The sequence below is a fragment of the Streptomyces sp. NBC_00691 genome, assembly GCF_036226665.1.
In the GTDB taxonomy this organism is placed as follows: Bacteria; Actinomycetota; Actinomycetes; order Streptomycetales; family Streptomycetaceae; genus Streptomyces.
In genome coordinates this window covers 5,854,764-5,871,078 of sequence record NZ_CP109007.1, presented here as the reverse complement: position 1 = coordinate 5,871,078, position 16,315 = coordinate 5,854,764, and the positions used below count along the sequence as shown (strand labels likewise).

The following is a 16,315-nucleotide window of genomic DNA, read 5'->3' as shown; positions in this document are numbered from 1 at the left end:
ACGGGCGGGGGCATTCCCGCCGACCGGGTACGGCGGTCCCACTACTGTGGGAGGGACCGCCGTACCACCGCGAAGGGAACGCGCCGATGACCGACGCAGACACGAGGACGACCGGGGCCGACGGCGCCGCGGACGCCGCTCTGGCCGCCGAGAAGCAGCGTCAGAAGGACGAGCTGTACGCGCTCGACATCTCCGGCGTCGTGTGGGAGGGCGCTCCCGGGACGAGCCCGGACGAGGAGCGCGTGGAGATCGCCCGGCTGCCCGAGGGGGCGGTGGCGATGCGTTCGTCCCTCGACAAGGACACGGTGCTCCGGTACACGAAGGCCGAGTGGGACGCGTTCGTCCTCGGGGCCAGGGACGGCGAGTTCGACCTGCGGTAGCTCCCGGACACGCGTGAGGGGGTGGCCCGTCCGGAGACGGGCCACCCCCTCATGTACGTCCGCGGGATGTCACATGCGGAACCGGGCGGCGTTGCCCCGGTCGGTGTCCTGGTAGCCGATGACCGACTCGTCGAGGAGCTGGGCGATGCGCGCCAGGTCCTGGTTCATGCCGGCCATGTCGCGGGTCAGGCGGTCCTGGGTCTCGCGGTACGCGATCTTGGCCTCACCCTCCCAGTTGTTGGCGACGCGGTTGACCTCGGCCATGAGGTCGTCGAGCTTCTGGGTGAGGGTGGTGGAGGTCAGGCGGGTGTCGGCCGCCGCCTGCGTCACGGTGTCGTAATTGACCGCAGTGGTCATGGTGTTGACTCCTGGAGTGAGAGTGGCGCGGAGGACTGGTCGAGTGGCTCAGACGCCGAGAATGGCGCTCTGGTTGCCGCCGCCGCCGGCACCGCCGCCGGTGTCCATCGAGCGGAAGGACCGCAGACGGTCCTCCTCCTCGCGCGAGAACCCGTCGGCGCTCATGCGCATCATCTCTTCGAGGTTCGAGAGCTCCTGGCGCATGCTGCGCAGCCGCTGGTTCAGGTCGTTCTGGACCCGGTCGTACTCCTTGCTCGCAGCACCCTGCCAGCCCGCCTGAACGCGGTCCACCACGCTGTTGAGGGACGTGATGCGGGACTGCAGCTCGTCGGAGAAGTCCTGGATCCGGCCGGCGAGCTTGACTTGTTCGGCACTGGTTACGTTCAGGTCTTTCGACATCTTGCCCCTTCTTCCTTCGGTGACGTCGACGGCGGGGCCGTCGGGCCATCCGGTCGTGATGCGGACGGGAATCTTCTGATGCCGCCCCCGTGCTGGGATCGCACTGCCGTGCGCCCAGCGGTCACTTTAGCCATTGACGGCGGCAGTTCCAACTGCAAAGGAGGGTCGGGATACTTGACCGACACGCCGGTCAACGAGCCCCCCTCCGACGTCGGCTGTCGCGGATCACGGTGGCGGTCCCGGCGACCACGGCCACCAGGACGACACCGATCCCCAACGTGTAGGTGGCGAGCCGTTCGGAGCGCTCCTGGGGCGTCTCCGACAGCGACAGGGCCGCCGGCTCGGGAGCCGCCGGCCTGGGCGGCCGCGGGTCGGGCGTGGGCGCCGTGGGCGGCGTCCCCGGGGTGTCGGCGAGCGCCCGCACCGGGTCGACCACACCCCAACCGACGTAGTTGTCGCGTCCGTCGACCGAGCGGACGGCCGTCTGCTCGATCCGGGCGACGATCTGGGCCGCGCTCCAGTCCTTGTGCTCGGCGCGGAGCAGGGCGGCGACACCGGCGACGTACGGCGCGGAGAAGCTGGTGCCGTTGTCGACGCACTGGCCGCCGCCGGGGACCGTGGAGACGACGTCGACGCCGGGTGCGGCGACCCCGACGAAGTCGCCGGCCTGGGAGAAGGCGGCGCGCTCGTTGTTCCGGTCGGAGGAGGCGACGGCGAGGACGCCGGGGAAGGCGGCCGGGTAGGTCTTCTTGAAACTGCCGTCCATGCCGTCGTTGCCGGCGGAGGCGACGACGACGACGTCCTTCCTGATCGCGTCGGCGACCGCCTTGGCCATCGGCGAGTCGGGGCCGAGCGGCTGGGTGGTGTCCTGCGAGATGTTGATGACGTGGGCGCCCTTGTCGACGGCCCACTTGATGGCCTGCGCCATCGTGTCGGACTTGCCGCTGTTCTTCTCGTCGTTCTGCCGGATCGGGATGATCGTCGCCTCGGGCGCGAGCCCGACGAACCCCGTGCCCTGGCGGGGGCGGGCGGCGATGATGCCGGCGACCTTGGTGCCGTGGCCGACCTGGTCGACGGTGCCGTCGGTCTTGCCGCGCTGCTCGTCGCCGAAGCCGGGGTTCTCCTTGTCGGGCTTGAGGTAGTCCTTGCCGGCCTTGACGTCGACGGCCGTCCGCAGCTGGGGGTTGACGTCGTCGACGCCCGTGTCGATGACCGCGACCCGGACGCCCTTGCCCTTGGTGTCCTGCCACAGCTCGTCGAGGAGGACCCGCTGGAGCGGCCAGGGGATGTCCGCGATCTGCTTCTTCATGGGGAAGGTGCACTCGCCGCTGCCGTCGAGGACCGGGCCGCCGCCGGGAGCGTCACGGGGCTCCGCCGCGGCCGAGGCCGCGCCGGGGGCCGCGAGCAGCGCGGTGAGGGCGCCCGCCGTCAGCAGCGCTGCCGTGCGGGACGAGATCCGGGACGGTGTGGGGGACGGCGTGCGGGACACGCCGCGGGTCGTCGCGCGGTGGTTCTTCGTCACCGGTGCCACCCCCTAGGAACCCTGCGGCTGACGCGCGCTGTTGGCATCGAGCCGGGGGCCCTTCGAAAGGAACTCGGACCATTCGATGGGGACCCGGGCCGGCACGACCTTCTCGTAGCCGAGACGCTTCTGGGCGTCGCTGGGTTCCGGGCGCCCGTCGGTCGGCTTGTCCTTGGCCCCGGTGCCGATCTCGGAACGGGCGGAATCACTGTCGCCGTTGGCCTGGACCGCGTAGCGCAGGCCCGTGTCGGTGACGAGGAACAGCGAGCCGCCGGGCGCCTTCTGCTTGCCCTGGATCTGGGTGTAGAGCAGGCCGGTGCCGGGGGTGACGTACGTGCTGCTGCCGCCCGCGCTGATGTCGGCGGGGTACTGGGGACCGGCCCAGGTCGTGAGGGTCGTCTGGCCCTGTTCGCCGACGTGGGTGAGGACGCTGCAGACGGTGTCGCGGGCTTCGGTGCCCGCGACGGAGTTGGCCTTCTTGGACCTCGCCTTCGGCCAGTTCGCGCCGGCGTGGAAGACGGTCGGGTCGGGGACGAAGTCGGAGGCGTTGGCGGGGGTGGCCTTGCCGTCCATGTCGAGGGAGCTGGTCTGCGGGGAGTTGATGAGCAGCCAGGCGGTGAACGGCGTGACCGGCTGCACCTTGCCGGCGAGGACGACGTAGTGCTGGGGCCCCGAGCCGGTCGGCGCGACGAGGACGTTGCCGATCCGGCTCTCGGTCTCGGACAGGGTCGAGCCCGGGATCTCGGTGGTGCGGCCGACCTGGTCGCTCTCGATGCGCGGGAAGTCGATCGGGTCGCCGGTCTTCAGCGTGGCGAGCCAGTCGTCGGTGACCGGCTGCGGCTCCTCGTGGAGGCCGAAGAGCGCGGTGAGAAGTCCGGTGGTCTCCGTCTTCAGCGGGTACTTGGTGCCGGTGTGGTCGACGAGGAACTGGGCCGCGCCGGTCTGCCCCCTGACGTACAGGACCTCGCCGTCCTTGAGCCGGTGGCCGTCCTCGGTGAGCTTCAGGTCCCGCTCGGCGAAGAGGAAGGTCGCCTTCTGGACGCTGGCGCCCGCGCCGCCGCCGGGCTGCTCGCAGACCGCCCAGCGCTTCGCCTTGCCCGCCTCGTCCGCACTGGGCAGCCGGTCGGGGGCGTACGGGATGCCGAGGATCGGGCCGCGCGGCGGCGTGCCCTTGCCGCTGTCGAGCGTCTCGTCCGCGACCTGGACGACCTGGAACTGCTCGGGGTCGAGGAGGAGCCGTGCGGAGGCGAGGTTGAGCACGGGGTGGAGCAGGGTCTTGGCGTCCTTGTCCTTGCCCGTCTGCAGGATCACGTACCGGGTGGTCGACTGCTTGCCGACGATGACCCGGGTGCCGGGGGTGTCCCAGCCCTTGGGGGCCTGCGGCTTGAACATGCCCCAGGCGCCGAAGCCGGCCACCACGAGCGCGGCGACGATCAGCCCCGGAAGGACCGCGCGCAGCGGCTTCGGTGCCCCCTCCTCCGTACCGGAGGGCGAGGGTTGGAGGAATGCCGCCACCGTGCGCTTCTTCGCAAAGGTGTACGCGTTGAGCTCGTCCCGCCGCGATGCCATGAGTCCCCATTCTCGTCAGGCGCGATCTTCGCGCGGGAGCCGGGGGAGGTGACACCCGGGCCCCGGCTGTCGGACCGGCCCCCTACTATGCCTGCTGTCCCGTGGGGTTCGTGGGGCGGGTAGGGTGATCCGGCCGCCAAAGCCCTGGCGGGCCAGGGTGATCGGGATGAATTGAGGGGGATTCTCCATCATGGTTTCCGCGACGCGGACGCGGCCCGCCGCGGCCACCGCCCCAGCACCCCCGTCCACGGGGCCTGTTTCCTCGGTCTCGCCGAAGCTCCAGGCGCGCCCGGGACACTTCGGTTCGTTCCAGTTGCAACAGCTCGTACTGATCGAGGTGGCGGCGGCACTGATGCTCGTCGCCTGGGTCGTCGAGCCGATGCTGATGGTCCCCGCGGGCGTGGTCGCCGTCGTACTCCTGCTGATGGCGGTCGTCCGTCGGCACCGCCGCTCGCTTCCCGAGTGGCTCGGAACGTTCTTGGCGCTGCGCACGCGCACCCGCAAGGCGTCCTCCTTCACGGTGCCCGAGGGCACCGAGCCGGGGCTCGCGCCGGTCGTCGAGTGCGACCCGGCCCTGCGGACCTACGCGTACAGCGATCGTGACCGCCGGCCGGTCGGGATGATCGGCGACGGCACCTTCCTGACGGCGGTCCTGCGGGTCGAGGCGGAGGGCACGGCGCTGCGCCCGGACCGCGCGGCCGCGCCGCTGCCCGTCGGACTCGTCCGGGACGTCCTGAGCGTGGACGGCATCCGCCTGGAGTCGGCGCAGATCGTGCAGCACACGCAGCCCGCTCCCGCGCCGCACCTGCCCGCGCAGTCGATGGCCGCGCGCAACTACGGGCCGCTCCAGGCGCAGACGGGTTCGCCCGCCGTTCGCATCACCTGGATCGCGCTCAAACTCGACCCCGAACTCTGCCCGGAGGCCGTATCCGCGCGCGGCGGCGGCCTCAAGGGCGCGCAGAAGTGCGTGGTGCGGGCGGCGGACCAGCTGGCGAGCCGGCTGGCGGGCGCCGGGTTCGCGGCGAGCGTGCTCACGGAGCAGGAACTCGTCTCGGCGCTCGCCACCTCGACCTGCGCCAGCCCGATGGCGATAGCGCAGGCGGGCCGGGGGCAGACACAGAGCCGCCGGACCCAGGAGACCGCGCGGACCTGGCGGGTGGACGACCGGCGGCACACGACGTACTGGGTGGGGCGCTGGCCCCAGCTCGGCGGGCAGGGCGGCTCGGGGGCCTCGATGCCGCAGCTGGTGGCCCTGCTGACCTCGCTGCCCGCGCTCGCGACGACGTTCAGCCTGACGCTGAGCGGCGGGGACCGGCAGGAGGTGACGGTGGCCGGACACGTACGGATCACCGGGCGCAGCGACGAGGAACTGGTCGCCGCACGGCACGAACTGGAGCGCGCCGCGCGCGGGGTGAGGACGGGACTCGTGCGACTCGACCGTGAACAGGTGCCGGGCATCCTCGCGACGCTTCCGCTGGGGGGTGCGCGCTGATGTCCCACGCCGCCTCCTCCTCTTCCTCCTCCTTCGGTACGCCGGCCCGTCCGGGTGCCGGTGGCACCGGCCGGGCCTCCTCCCGGGGCACCGGCTCCCGGGGTACGGGCCGGGCCGTGAAGCCCCGCTTCGGATTCGGGCTCGTCGGGCCCCGCCGCGACCGGCACGCCGTCCCCCTCGACCAACTCGAGGCTCTGGCCCTGCCGGTCGGCGACGACGGCATGGTGATCGGCGTCGACGCCGAGAGCCGGCCCGCCGTGCTCGGCATCAACCGGCCCGTGCCGTACGACATCACGCTCATCGGCGGTCTGTGGACCGCCCAGGTGCTGGCCCTCCGGGCCGCCGCGACGGGCGCCCGGGTGGCGGTCGAGACGGGCCGCGCGCAGGCCTGGACGGCGCTCGCGCAGGCCGCCGGCGGCGGCCAGCCGTGCATCGCGCTGCATGACGTGGGCCGTGTGCCGCCGCAGGGAGCCTCCGCGGGCAGCCCGGTGGTCGTGATCCGCGACTGCGGCATGCGGCCGCCGCGCGGCCGTGTCGTGTCGGCGCCCTGGCAGTCGGTGGTCACGCTGCTGCCCTATCTGAGCCCGGTCGCGCCCCGGCTCCTGGAGAAGTCCTCGCTGGTCGGCGTCCAGCGGGTCTCGCCCGACGAGGCCACGCAGATCGGCCGCATCATGAGCCTGCCGCGCCACGAGTACGAGGCGCTCTCCACGCTCGCGGACGGAGTGACGCTCTGGTGCACCCCGAGCGACCGCCAGTTCGTCATGACGCAGGGCACCGACGCCGAGACCGGATTGTTGGGCGCCGCGCGCAGGATGGACTGAACGGCACGGAACGGCATGAAGTCGTTCAACTACGTCCGTTTTTACACCGTTTTGAACGGTCGGGGTTCTCACTCAGCGACGCGGTCAGGTCACTTGGCGACCGGACCGGGTCATGGGGTCGGGCGCGGAGGGGCCGTCGGGCCTGCCCGGGGGTTGCCCGCGCCGATTAGGGTGGAAGAGCCCCGCCCACAACGGCACAAGGGTGCTCGACCACACCAGGAGGCAAAGTGAACGGCGATCGCGACGAGATCCACGGGGGTTGGAGTCCGCCCGCCGACGATCAGTCCGACGCGGATCCCGCCGAGATGACGGGTGAGTTCACCATCGACTACACCCCGCCGGCCTGGTACACGCAGAACGCGTCGGGCGGTGCGGGGGCCGGCGGTGCCACTCCCCCGCCGCCGAGCGGAGCCCCCGTCCCGGTCCCGGGCCTCCCGGCGGGCAGCGGTTTCGAGCCGAGCTGGAACGCGGGAGCGCCCGCGATGGGCACGCCGGCCGGGGGTACGCCCGTGGCGGGTACTCCGGCGGCGGGCACGCCGGTGACGGGCATGCCCGGGGCGGGTGCGCCCGCGATGGGCACACCGCCTCCCGCCGCCGGGCAGGTGCCGACGGCGGGGATGCCTCCGGTCGGGATGCCTCCCGTGGCCGGGCCTCCGGCTGTCACGCCGCCTCCCGCGGTGACGCCCCCGGTGGCCGCCCCTCCGCTCGCCACACCCCCGGTCGCCGCACCCCCGGTCGTCACACCCCCCGTCGTCGCGCCTCCCGTGGTCACGCCCCCTGTCGTCGCGGCTCCCGACGCCCCGGTGCCGGGTGCCTATCCCCCGCCGGCACCGCTACCGGGTGCCGCCGCGCCCGCGCCCGCGGCGCCGTTCGGGGGCGGGGACGTCGAGAGCGGCTCGACCATGCGCTTCTCCCCCGCCGCCCTCCAGCGCGAGATCGCGGAGCGTGCGGCGGAGGCCGCCGCGGCCTCCCCGGCGACGCCCGCGGCGGGTCCCGAGAAGCCGGCAGCACCCGCCGACGACAGTGCACCGGCCGAGACCCCGGCGTCCGACGCCGAGGCGGCGGACCCGACGGACTCCGGCACGGAGGATGCCCTCTCCGCCACGTCCCCCGAGGCACCCGAAGCGGCGGAGGCACCCGACGCCCACGACGAGGCCGCGCCCGACCGGGTCGCCGACTCCGCGGCGGACACCGACCCGGGCCCGGAGGGCGCCGAGGCGGACTCCGCACCGGTCACCGACGCCGTACCCGCGGACGCCTCCGGTGACGCGGCGCTGCCGGACCCCGTCGCGGCCGCTCCCGAGGCGCTGACGGAGCCGATGGCGCCCGTCTCCTACCCGCCGGCCGACGCCGCTCCGCAGGGTTTCGCCCCCGACCCGGCTCCCGGTCCGTACCCCGGTGCCGCTCCGCCTCACGCCCCCGTGCCGGGGCAGCCCTTCCCGGCCGCCGGACCGCAGGCGGGCGCCGGCCTGCCGCCGCTGCCGCCGTCGTTCCAGCCGGCCGCTCCCGGGCCGGCCCAGCAGTGGCCCGCGCAGCCGGGTGCGCAGCCGCAGGCCGCTCCGTTGCCGCCCGCCGCCGCCTGGCCGCCGCCCGCGACGCCGGGCGCACCCGGCCCCGTCCCGCCGCAGGCCCAGGCGCCCGGCGCGTACGGCTACCCGCAGGCCGCGCAGGCTCCGCACGCCCAGCAGGCGCCGCACGACCAGCCCCCGGCCCCCGGCGGTTACGGCTACCCCCAGGCTCCGCACGCTCCCCAGGCCACCCAGCCCCCGGCTCCGGCCCCCCAGGGCGGCTACGGCTTCCCGCAGCCCGGGGCGACGCCTCCGCCGCAGGCCGGTTACGGCTACCCGCAGGGTCCGGGGGGACAGCCCGGGGTCCCCGGTGGCGTGCCGCCGCAGGCCCAGGGCGGTTACGGCTACCCGCACCCCGCCGCCGTACCCCCGCAGGCCCCGGCCCCCCAGCCGCCGCACGACGGGCAGCCGGTCGACCCGCGGACCGGGGCCGCCTGGCCCTCGCCCGTGACGCACGACCAGCGGGAGCGGTCCGTGCCGGGCGCCCCGCTCGGCTACAACGCGGCCGTCGAGCTGTCCTCCGACCGTCTCCTGCGGAACAACAAGCAGAAGCCCAAGTCCAGCCGGACGCCCGGCGGCGCCGCCGCCCGCTTCAAGCTCGGCGGCAAGAAGGAGGAGGCGGAGCGGCAGCGCAAGCTGGAGCTGATCCGGACCCCCGTCCTCTCCTGCTACCGGATCGCGGTCATCTCGCTCAAGGGCGGTGTCGGCAAGACCACCACGACCACCGCGCTCGGCGCGACGCTCGCGACGGAGCGGCAGGACAAGATCCTGGCCATCGACGCCAACCCGGACGCCGGCACGCTGGGCCGACGGGTGCGGCGCGAGACCGGGGCGACCATCCGTGACCTGGTGCAGGCGATCCCGTACCTGCACTCGTACATGGACATCCGCCGGTTCACCTCGCAGGCGCCGTCCGGTCTGGAGATCCTCGCCAACGACGTGGACCCGGCGGTCTCGACGACGTTCAACGACGAGGACTACCGGCGGGCCATCGACGTCCTGGGCAAGCAGTACCCGATCATCCTCACGGACTCGGGCACGGGTCTGCTGTACAGCGCGATGCGCGGGGTGCTCGACCTCGCCGATCAGCTGATCATCATCTCCACGCCCTCCGTGGACGGCGCGTCCAGCGCGTCGACGACGCTGGACTGGCTCTCCGCGCACGGCTACGCGGACCTGGTACAGCGCTCCATCACGGTCATCTCCGGGGTCCGCGAGACCGGCAAGATGATCAAGGTCGAGGACATCGTGCAGCACTTCCAGACCCGCTGCCGCGGCGTCGTGGTCGTGCCCTTCGACGAGCACCTGTCGGCCGGCGCCGAGGTGGACCTCGACATGATGCGCCCGAAGACCCGGGAGGCGTACTTCCATCTCTCGGCGATGGTGGCCGAGGACTTCGTACGGGCGCAGCAGGCGCAGGGCCTGTGGACCGGCGACGGCCAGGGCGCGCTGCCGCCGCACATGGCCCCGCCGATGCCGGGCCACCAGATGCCCGGTCAGCCGATGCCCGGTCAGCCGGTGCCGGGTCAGTTCGCTCCCGGTCAGCCCGTACCGGGGCAGCCGTACGGGGCCCAGCCCCTGCCCGGCCAGCCGGTCCCCGGGCAGCCGGTGCCCGGACAGCAGCCGCCCGGTCAGCCGTACCCGCCGCAGCAGCCGTACGGTCAGCAGCCGGCGCCGGGACAGCCGTACGGCGCGCCGCCCGCGCCCGGACAGCCGTACGGCGCGCAGCCCATGCCGGGGCAGCAGCCGATGCCGGGGCAGCCCGCGCCGGGTCAGCCGTACGGAGCACCGCCCGCGCCCGGACAGCCGTACGGGGCGCAGCCCGGCCAGCCCGGTATGCCGCAGGGCTGGCAGCAGCCGCAGCCGGGGCAGCCGTTGCCTCCGCAGGCGGATCCACACGAGCACGGCCAGGGGCAGCCGCAGGGTCATGACCAGGGACAGGCGCAGGTCCCGCCGCCGAACTGGTCCCAGGAGCAGCCTCCGCAGGCTCCGCCAGCCCCTCAGCAGTAAGGCGTCACAGGAGTAGACCAATGAGGCCCCGTACCGGTTCACCGGTACGGGGCCTTTTGGCATTCCCGCAGCCCACAAGGGGTTTGAGGGATCGTTGACGACGGCAGACCACCGCTGATAAACCTTCGCTTCACTCCCCGTCAGCCCAAGATCCACGACAGATCCCCCGACGCGAGGTCACGTCTCATGGTCATGGTCACGAAGGTTCCGCCCCGTCACACCCCCACCCGCAGAGCGCTCCGTCTGCTGCTCGCCTCCGGTGTCACCGCCGTCTCGCTCGTGGCCGTCCCCGGTACCGCCGCCGCGGAGGACGACAAGTCCCCGGGCAACACGCTCACCGTCGCCGTCTCGCAGAGCATCGACTCGCTGAGCCCGTTCCTCGCCCAGAAGCTCACCTCTACCAGCATCCACCGGCTGGCGTACGAGTACCTCACCAACTACGACGCCAAGGACGCCCGGACGGTCCCGGGCCTGGCGACGGCGTGGACCCCCTCGGCGGACAAGCTGACGTGGACGTACACGATCCGCGAGAACTCGAAGTGGTCCGACGGGCAGCCGGCCACCGCCGAGGACGCGGCCTGGACCTTCAACAAGATGATGACCGACCCGAACGCCGCCACCGCCAACGGCAGCTTCACGGCGAACTTCGCACAGGTCACCGCACCCGACCCGAAGACGCTCGTCATCCGGCTCAAGAAGCCGCAGGCCACCATGACCGCGCTCGACGTGCCGATCGTGCCGAAGCACGTCTGGGAGAAGGTCGGCGACTTCTCCAAGTTCAACAACGACAAGCAGTTCCCCATCGTGGGCAACGGTCCGTTCGTCATCACGGACTTCAAGGTCGACCAGTACATCAAGCTCAAGCCGAACAAGACGTTCTGGCGGGGCGCGCCCAAGTTCGACGAGCTGGTCTTCAAGTACTACAAGGACGGGGACGCCGCCGTCGCCGCCCTCCAGAAGGGCGAGGTGTCCTTCGTACCGAACCTGACGCCGGCCCAGGCCGCCGCGCTGAAGACCCAGAAGGACGTCAAGGTCAACGACGCCCCCGGCCGGCGCTTCTACGCCATCGCCACCAACCCGGGCGCGAAGGCCCAGGACGGCAAGGCCTTCGGCAACGGCCACAAGGCGCTGCTCGACCCCGAGGTGCGCAAGGCGCTCTTCCTCGCGGTCGACCGGACCACCCTCGTCGACAAGGTCTTCCAGGGTCACGCGGTCGAGGGCGAGGGCTACATCCCGCCGCGCTTCGGCTCGTACTACTGGAAGCCCGGGGACGCCCAGAAGCGCGCGTACGACCCCGCCGCCGCCGCGAAGGTCCTCGACGCGGCCGGCTACCGGAAGAACGCCGACGGCAAGCGGGTCGGCAAGGACGGCAGGCCGCTGGACTTCCGGATCCTCTGTCACGCCACCGACCCGAACGACAAGGCGGTCGGCAAGTACCTCCAGGAGTGGTGGGGCGAGCTGGGCATCGGCCTGAAGGTCGACTGCCTCGACAGCGTCTCGGACCCGTGGGTCAAGGGTGACTACGACCTCGCGTTCGACGGCTGGTCGGTCAACCCCGACCCGGACTACGTCCTGTCGATCCACACCTGCGGCACGCTCCCCGCGACGCCGAAGGACTCCGGGGCCACCGACAACTTCATCTGCGACAAGGAGTTCGACGGGCTCTACGCGCAGCAGGCGGTGGAGTACGACACCGCCAAGCGGGCGGATCTGGTGAAGCGGATGCAGTCCCGGCTGTACGACACGGGGTACATGAACATCATGGCCTACCCGAACGCCCTCGAGGCGTACCGCACGGACCAGATCGCGTCCATCACGACCATGCCCGAGGCCGCCGGAAACCTCTGGGGCCAGGACGGCTACTGGAGCTGGTGGTCGGCCACGCCCACGGCCTCCGCGTCCGGCGGCGACGACTCCGGCTCATCGACGGCCCTCTGGCTGGTCCTCGGCCCCGTCGCGCTCGTCCTCGTCGCCGTGGGCGTCTGGACCGCCCGTCGCCGTCGTACCACCGCCGACGACCGCGAGTAGTCGGTGACGACCGCGAGCACCCCCGCCGACGTGGTGCGGGCCGAAGAGGCCCGCGCCACGGACGGCGCACCCCGCACCGGTTCCTCCCTCGGCTATCTCCGCCACGCGGCGGGCAAGCTGGGCGGCGCGCTCGTCTCCCTCTTCGCCGTCCTCGTCACCAGCTTCTTCCTGTTCCGGATCATCCCCGGCGACCCGGTGAAGGCGATGACACACGGCGTGCCCACCTCCGCCGAACAACTTGCCACGCTGCGGCGTCAGTTCGGCCTCGACCTGCCGCTGTGGCAGCAGTTCACCGACTACTGCGCCAAGGCGCTGAGCGGCGACTTCGGCACCTCGTTCCAGTTCCGCGCCCCGGTCGGCGACCTCATCGCGGAGAAGCTGCCCGCGACGCTGCTGCTCACCGGTGTCGCCGTGGTGATCTACTCGATGCTCGGACTCTGGCTCGGCACCCGCTCGGCCTGGCGCCACGGCGGGCTCGGCGACAAGCTGAACACCGGGATCGCGCTGACGCTCTGGTCGGTGCCCTCCTTCTGGCTGGGGCTGCTGCTCATCATCGTGTTCTCGGTCGGCATCGGCCCGGTCCCGGGCCTCTTCCCGACCGGCGGCATGGAGTCGGGCACCGGCGAGACCGGCTTCGCCCACGTCCTCGACGTCGCCCACCACCTCGTCCTGCCGGTCGTCACACTCGTGGCCGTCGGATACGCGCAGACCCTGCTCGTGATGCGCTCCTCGCTCCTCGACGAGATGGGCGGCGACTATCTGACGACGGCGCGCGCGAAGGGGCTGCGCGACGACGACGTGCGGCGCCGGCACGCCGTGCCGAACGCCCTCCTGCCGACCGTGACCATGATCTTCATCAACCTGGGCCATGTGGCGGCCGGTTCGATCCTGGTGGAGACGGTGTTCTCCTGGCCGGGGCTCGGCGGGCTCTTCTACCAGGCCCTGAGCGTGCCCGACCTGCCGCTCGTCCAGGGCCTGTTCGTGGTCTTCGCCGGAGCGATGATCCTGATGAACCTGATCGCCGACCTGCTGTATCCGCTGCTCGACCCCCGGGTGGGCCGATGACCACGACCGAGCCGACCCTGCCGTCGGCCGCCTCGCTGCGATGGGAACGCCGCCGCGGCTCGGTGTCCCGCTTCTGGAAGGCGTACCGCACCCACCGCGCCGGACTCCTCGGCCTCGCCGGGCTCGCCGTCATCGCGCTTCTCGCGCTGACCGCCCCGCTGACCGTCGGTGCCGACGTGCAGTCCGTGACCCAGGCTCCAGGCACCGCCCTGGAATCTCCGAGTGCCGAATTCCCCCTGGGGACCGACCAGTTCGGGCGCTCGCTGCTCGGCCTGCTGATCTGGGGGGCGCGGATCTCGCTGCTCGTCGGACTGCTGGCGGCGGCGCTCTCCGTCGCCATCGGCACCCTCGTGGGGATCATCGCCGGGCACTACGGCGGCTGGTTCTCGACCGTCGTCATGCGGATCACCGACTGGTTCCTGGTGATGCCGACCCTGGTCCTCGCGATCGTGCTCGCCACCGTCATGTCCCGGTCGATGTGGACGGTCGTCCTGGCCATCGGGGTGACCTCCTGGCCGACCACGGCCCGCCTGGTGCGGGCCCAGACCATCGCCGTCGAGTCCCGCCCGTACATCGAACGGGCGACCGCGCTCGGCGGCGGCCACGGGCACGTCATGACCAGGCACGTGCTGCCGAACGTGATGCCGCTGGTGCTCGCGCAGACCACGCTCGGCATCTCGACCGCCATCCTCACCGAGGCGACCCTCGCCTTCCTCGGGCTCGGCGACCCGACGGTGGTCTCCTGGGGCGGCATGCTGCAGGACGCCCGCGAGGCCGGCGCGGTCTCCTCCGGGCACTGGTGGTACCTGGCACCGCCCGGCATCGCCATCGCCCTGGTCGCGCTGGCGTTCACCCTGTGCGGCCGGGCGGTCGAGTCCGTGCTCAATCCGAAGCTGGGGGTCAGCCGATGACCGCGCGGAACCTCCTGGAGGTACGGGACCTCAGGGTGACGTACGGGTCGGGCGCGGCCGCCGTGCCCGCCGTGCGCGGGGTCGACCTGACCCTGGAACCCGGCCGCAAGCTGGGTGTGGCGGGCGAGTCCGGCTGCGGCAAGTCCACGCTCGCCCTCGCGCTGCTGCGCCTGCTTCCGGCGTCGGCGCGGATCGAGGGGCGGATCCTGCTCGACGGCGACGACGTCCTCGCCATGAAGTGGGGCCGTCTGAGGGCCGTGCGCTGGGCCGGAGCGTCGATCGTCTTCCAGGGCGCGATGCACTCGCTCAACGCCGTGCACCGGATCGGGGACCAGATCGCCGAACCGCTGCTGGTCCACGGCCGGGCGACCCCGGCGGCGGCCCGCAGGAAGGTCGGCGAGCTGCTCGAACACGTCGGTCTGCCCGCCGCGCGCGCCGCCGCCTATCCCCACGAGCTCTCCGGCGGCCAGCGGCAACGGGTGATGATCGCGATGGCGCTGGCCTGCGATCCGCGGCTGATCGTCGCGGACGAGCCGACCACCGCGCTCGACGTGATGATCCAGGCGCAGATCCTCCGGCTGATCGAGCGACTCGTCGCCGAGCAGTCCATCAGCCTGCTGATGATCAGCCACGACCTCGCGGTCCTCGCCGACACCTGTGACCGGCTGGCCGTCATGTACGCGGGCCGGGTCGTCGAGGAGGGTCCGGCCCGGGCGGTGTACGAGGCCGCCCGGCACCCCTACGGCCGTGCCCTGTCCTCGGCGTTCCCGCGTGTCGGGGACCTCGCGTCCCGGCGTGCGCCGCGCGGACTGCCGGGAGACCCGCCGGACCCGGCGGACCTGCCGGGCGGCTGCACCTTCCATCCGCGCTGCCCCGTGGCGGTGGACGCGTGCGGGGAGATCGATCTGGAGCTACGCGAGGCGGGCCCGGACCACCGGGCCGCCTGCGTCCACGTGGGGAGCGCGTCATGAGTACGGAGACGGCAGCCGAGCGGACGGAGACGAGGGCGGCGTCACTGCTGTCGGCGCGGGGGCTGCACGTCACCTTCCCCGGGCGGCGGGGCGCACCGCCCGCGCGGGCGGTCGACGGGGTGGACCTGGACATCGGCGCGGGCGAGATCGTGGCCCTCGTCGGGGAGTCGGGCTGCGGCAAGACGACCCTGGCCCGCTCGCTCCTCGGGCTGGTGCGGCCCACGTCGGGGTCGGTCGCCTTCGACGGGAAGCCGCTCTCGTACGGCGCGGGGGCCCTCAAGGCGTACCGGAAGCGGGCCCAGCTGGTCCTCCAGGACCCGAGCGGCTCGCTGAACCCCCGGCACACCGTGTACGACGCGGTCGCGGAGGGCCTGCGGATCCACGGATACACCGGCGACGAGCGGGAGGCGGTCGCCGGGGCCCTCGCGCGGGCGGGGCTGCGCCCGCCGGAGCGCTTCTTCCTGCGCTACCCGCACGAGCTGTCCGGCGGGCAGCGGCAGCGCGTCGTCATCGCGGGCGCGCTGGTCCTGGAGCCCGAACTCATCGTCGCCGACGAGCCGGTGGCCTCACTGGACGCTTCCGTACGGGGCGAGATCCTGGCGCTGCTGCTGCGTCTGAGGGACGAACTCGGGCTCTCCGCCCTGGTGGTGACGCACGACCTGGGTCTCGCGTGGAACATCGCGGACCGGGTCGCGGTGATGTACCTGGGCCGGGTCGTGGAGACCGGCACGGTGGAGTCCGTCCTGACCCGGCCCCGACACCCGTACACCCAGGCGCTGTTGTCGGTGCTCCCGGAGTCCGGGGGCACTCCGGTGGTGCTGACGGGCGAGCCGCCGGACCCGTCCCGCATCCCGTCCGGCTGCCGCTTCCACGCCCGCTGCCAGATCCTCGCCTCGGGCGAGGCGACGGCGGTCGCGGACCGCTGCCGCGGCGAGAGCCTGCCGGTCCTGGGCGGCGGCGGGGAGCAGGAGGTGGCCTGCCACTGGGTGGCGCGGGACTAGGGCCTGTCGTCAAACTCCCGTCGTCGCCCGGAGGGCGGCCCCGCGGCGTCTGGTGCGTGCTCTCGGTGTGCCGGGAGGAAGCCCTCGTACTGGACGTACTCGGGCTTTCGCCCGGTGCGGCGAGAGTGCGTGCCAGGCGTCGCGGGGCAGACGGGAGCTTGACGACAGGCCCTAGGGGGTCTGCTCCGGGTCTCGCCGGTCGGGCACGGTCCGGAAGGGCC

13 protein-coding genes are annotated in these 16,315 nt (G+C 72.7%); 9 read left to right on the top strand and 4 right to left on the bottom strand.

Going from position 1 to position 16,315, the window contains the following annotated elements; all coding sequences use genetic code 11:
• Positions 1 to 86 precede the first annotated feature (86 nt).
• Positions 87 to 380, top strand: a complete 294-nt coding sequence (locus tag OG392_RS26675) for a DUF397 domain-containing protein (protein WP_329283659.1) — start codon at positions 87 to 89, stop codon at positions 378 to 380.
• A gap of 69 nt (positions 381 to 449) precedes the next feature.
• On the opposite strand, the gene OG392_RS26670 is transcribed toward OG392_RS26675, so the two are convergent.
• The 4 genes from OG392_RS26670 to eccB all read right to left on the bottom strand — a co-directional run bounded on the left by OG392_RS26670 (position 450) and on the right by eccB (position 4,227).
• The gene (locus tag OG392_RS26670) at positions 450 to 737 is read right to left on the bottom strand and encodes a WXG100 family type VII secretion target (RefSeq protein ID WP_329283656.1); all 288 of its coding nucleotides are present in this window, start codon (positions 735 to 737) and stop codon (positions 450 to 452) included.
• A gap of 48 nt (positions 738 to 785) precedes the next feature.
• Entirely contained in the window at positions 786 to 1,136 is a 351-nt protein-coding gene (locus tag OG392_RS26665; RefSeq protein WP_329283654.1) for a WXG100 family type VII secretion target, read from the bottom strand.
• Between the two features lie 190 nt (positions 1,137 to 1,326).
• The gene (gene mycP, locus OG392_RS26660; protein WP_329287478.1) at positions 1,327 to 2,592 is read right to left on the bottom strand and encodes a type VII secretion-associated serine protease mycosin; all 1,266 of its coding nucleotides are present in this window, start codon (positions 2,590 to 2,592) and stop codon (positions 1,327 to 1,329) included.
• A gap of 78 nt (positions 2,593 to 2,670) precedes the next feature.
• Positions 2,671 to 4,227, bottom strand: a complete 1,557-nt coding sequence (gene eccB / locus OG392_RS26655; RefSeq protein ID WP_329283653.1) for a type VII secretion protein EccB — start codon at positions 4,225 to 4,227, stop codon at positions 2,671 to 2,673.
• A 190-nt stretch (positions 4,228 to 4,417) separates the two neighbouring features.
• On the opposite strand from eccB, the gene eccE reads away from it, so the two are divergent.
• The 8 genes from eccE (at position 4,418) to OG392_RS26615 (ending at position 16,094) form a co-directional block, all read left to right on the top strand.
• Positions 4,418 to 5,719, top strand: a complete 1,302-nt coding sequence (gene eccE, locus OG392_RS26650) for a type VII secretion protein EccE (RefSeq protein WP_329283652.1) — start codon at positions 4,418 to 4,420, stop codon at positions 5,717 to 5,719.
• Positions 5,719 to 6,540, top strand: a complete 822-nt coding sequence (locus OG392_RS26645) for a hypothetical protein (protein ID WP_329283649.1) — start codon at positions 5,719 to 5,721, stop codon at positions 6,538 to 6,540. Before eccE ends, OG392_RS26645 begins: the two co-directional genes overlap by 1 nt.
• A gap of 227 nt (positions 6,541 to 6,767) precedes the next feature.
• Complete coding sequence (locus OG392_RS26640) at positions 6,768 to 10,118, top strand: SCO5717 family growth-regulating ATPase (RefSeq protein ID WP_329283647.1); 3,351 nt, start codon at positions 6,768 to 6,770, stop codon at positions 10,116 to 10,118.
• 192 nt (positions 10,119 to 10,310) lie between these two features.
• Positions 10,311 to 12,146, top strand: a complete 1,836-nt coding sequence (locus OG392_RS26635) for an ABC transporter substrate-binding protein (RefSeq protein ID WP_329287475.1) — start codon at positions 10,311 to 10,313, stop codon at positions 12,144 to 12,146.
• Positions 12,147 to 12,149: 3 nt separating this feature from the next.
• Complete coding sequence (locus tag OG392_RS26630) at positions 12,150 to 13,211, top strand: ABC transporter permease (RefSeq protein WP_329283645.1); 1,062 nt, start codon at positions 12,150 to 12,152, stop codon at positions 13,209 to 13,211.
• Positions 13,208 to 14,122 (top strand): ABC transporter permease, encoded by a 915-nt coding sequence (locus tag OG392_RS26625; RefSeq protein ID WP_329283643.1) that lies wholly within the window; start codon positions 13,208 to 13,210, stop codon positions 14,120 to 14,122. The genes OG392_RS26630 and OG392_RS26625 overlap by 4 nt, the downstream gene beginning before the upstream one ends.
• Complete coding sequence (locus tag OG392_RS26620; protein ID WP_329283641.1) at positions 14,119 to 15,093, top strand: ABC transporter ATP-binding protein; 975 nt, start codon at positions 14,119 to 14,121, stop codon at positions 15,091 to 15,093. The genes OG392_RS26625 and OG392_RS26620 overlap by 4 nt, the downstream gene beginning before the upstream one ends.
• Entirely contained in the window at positions 15,090 to 16,094 is a 1,005-nt protein-coding gene (locus OG392_RS26615) for an ABC transporter ATP-binding protein (RefSeq protein ID WP_329283639.1), read from the top strand. The genes OG392_RS26620 and OG392_RS26615 overlap by 4 nt, the downstream gene beginning before the upstream one ends.
• The last annotated feature ends 221 nt before the right edge of the window (positions 16,095 to 16,315 follow it).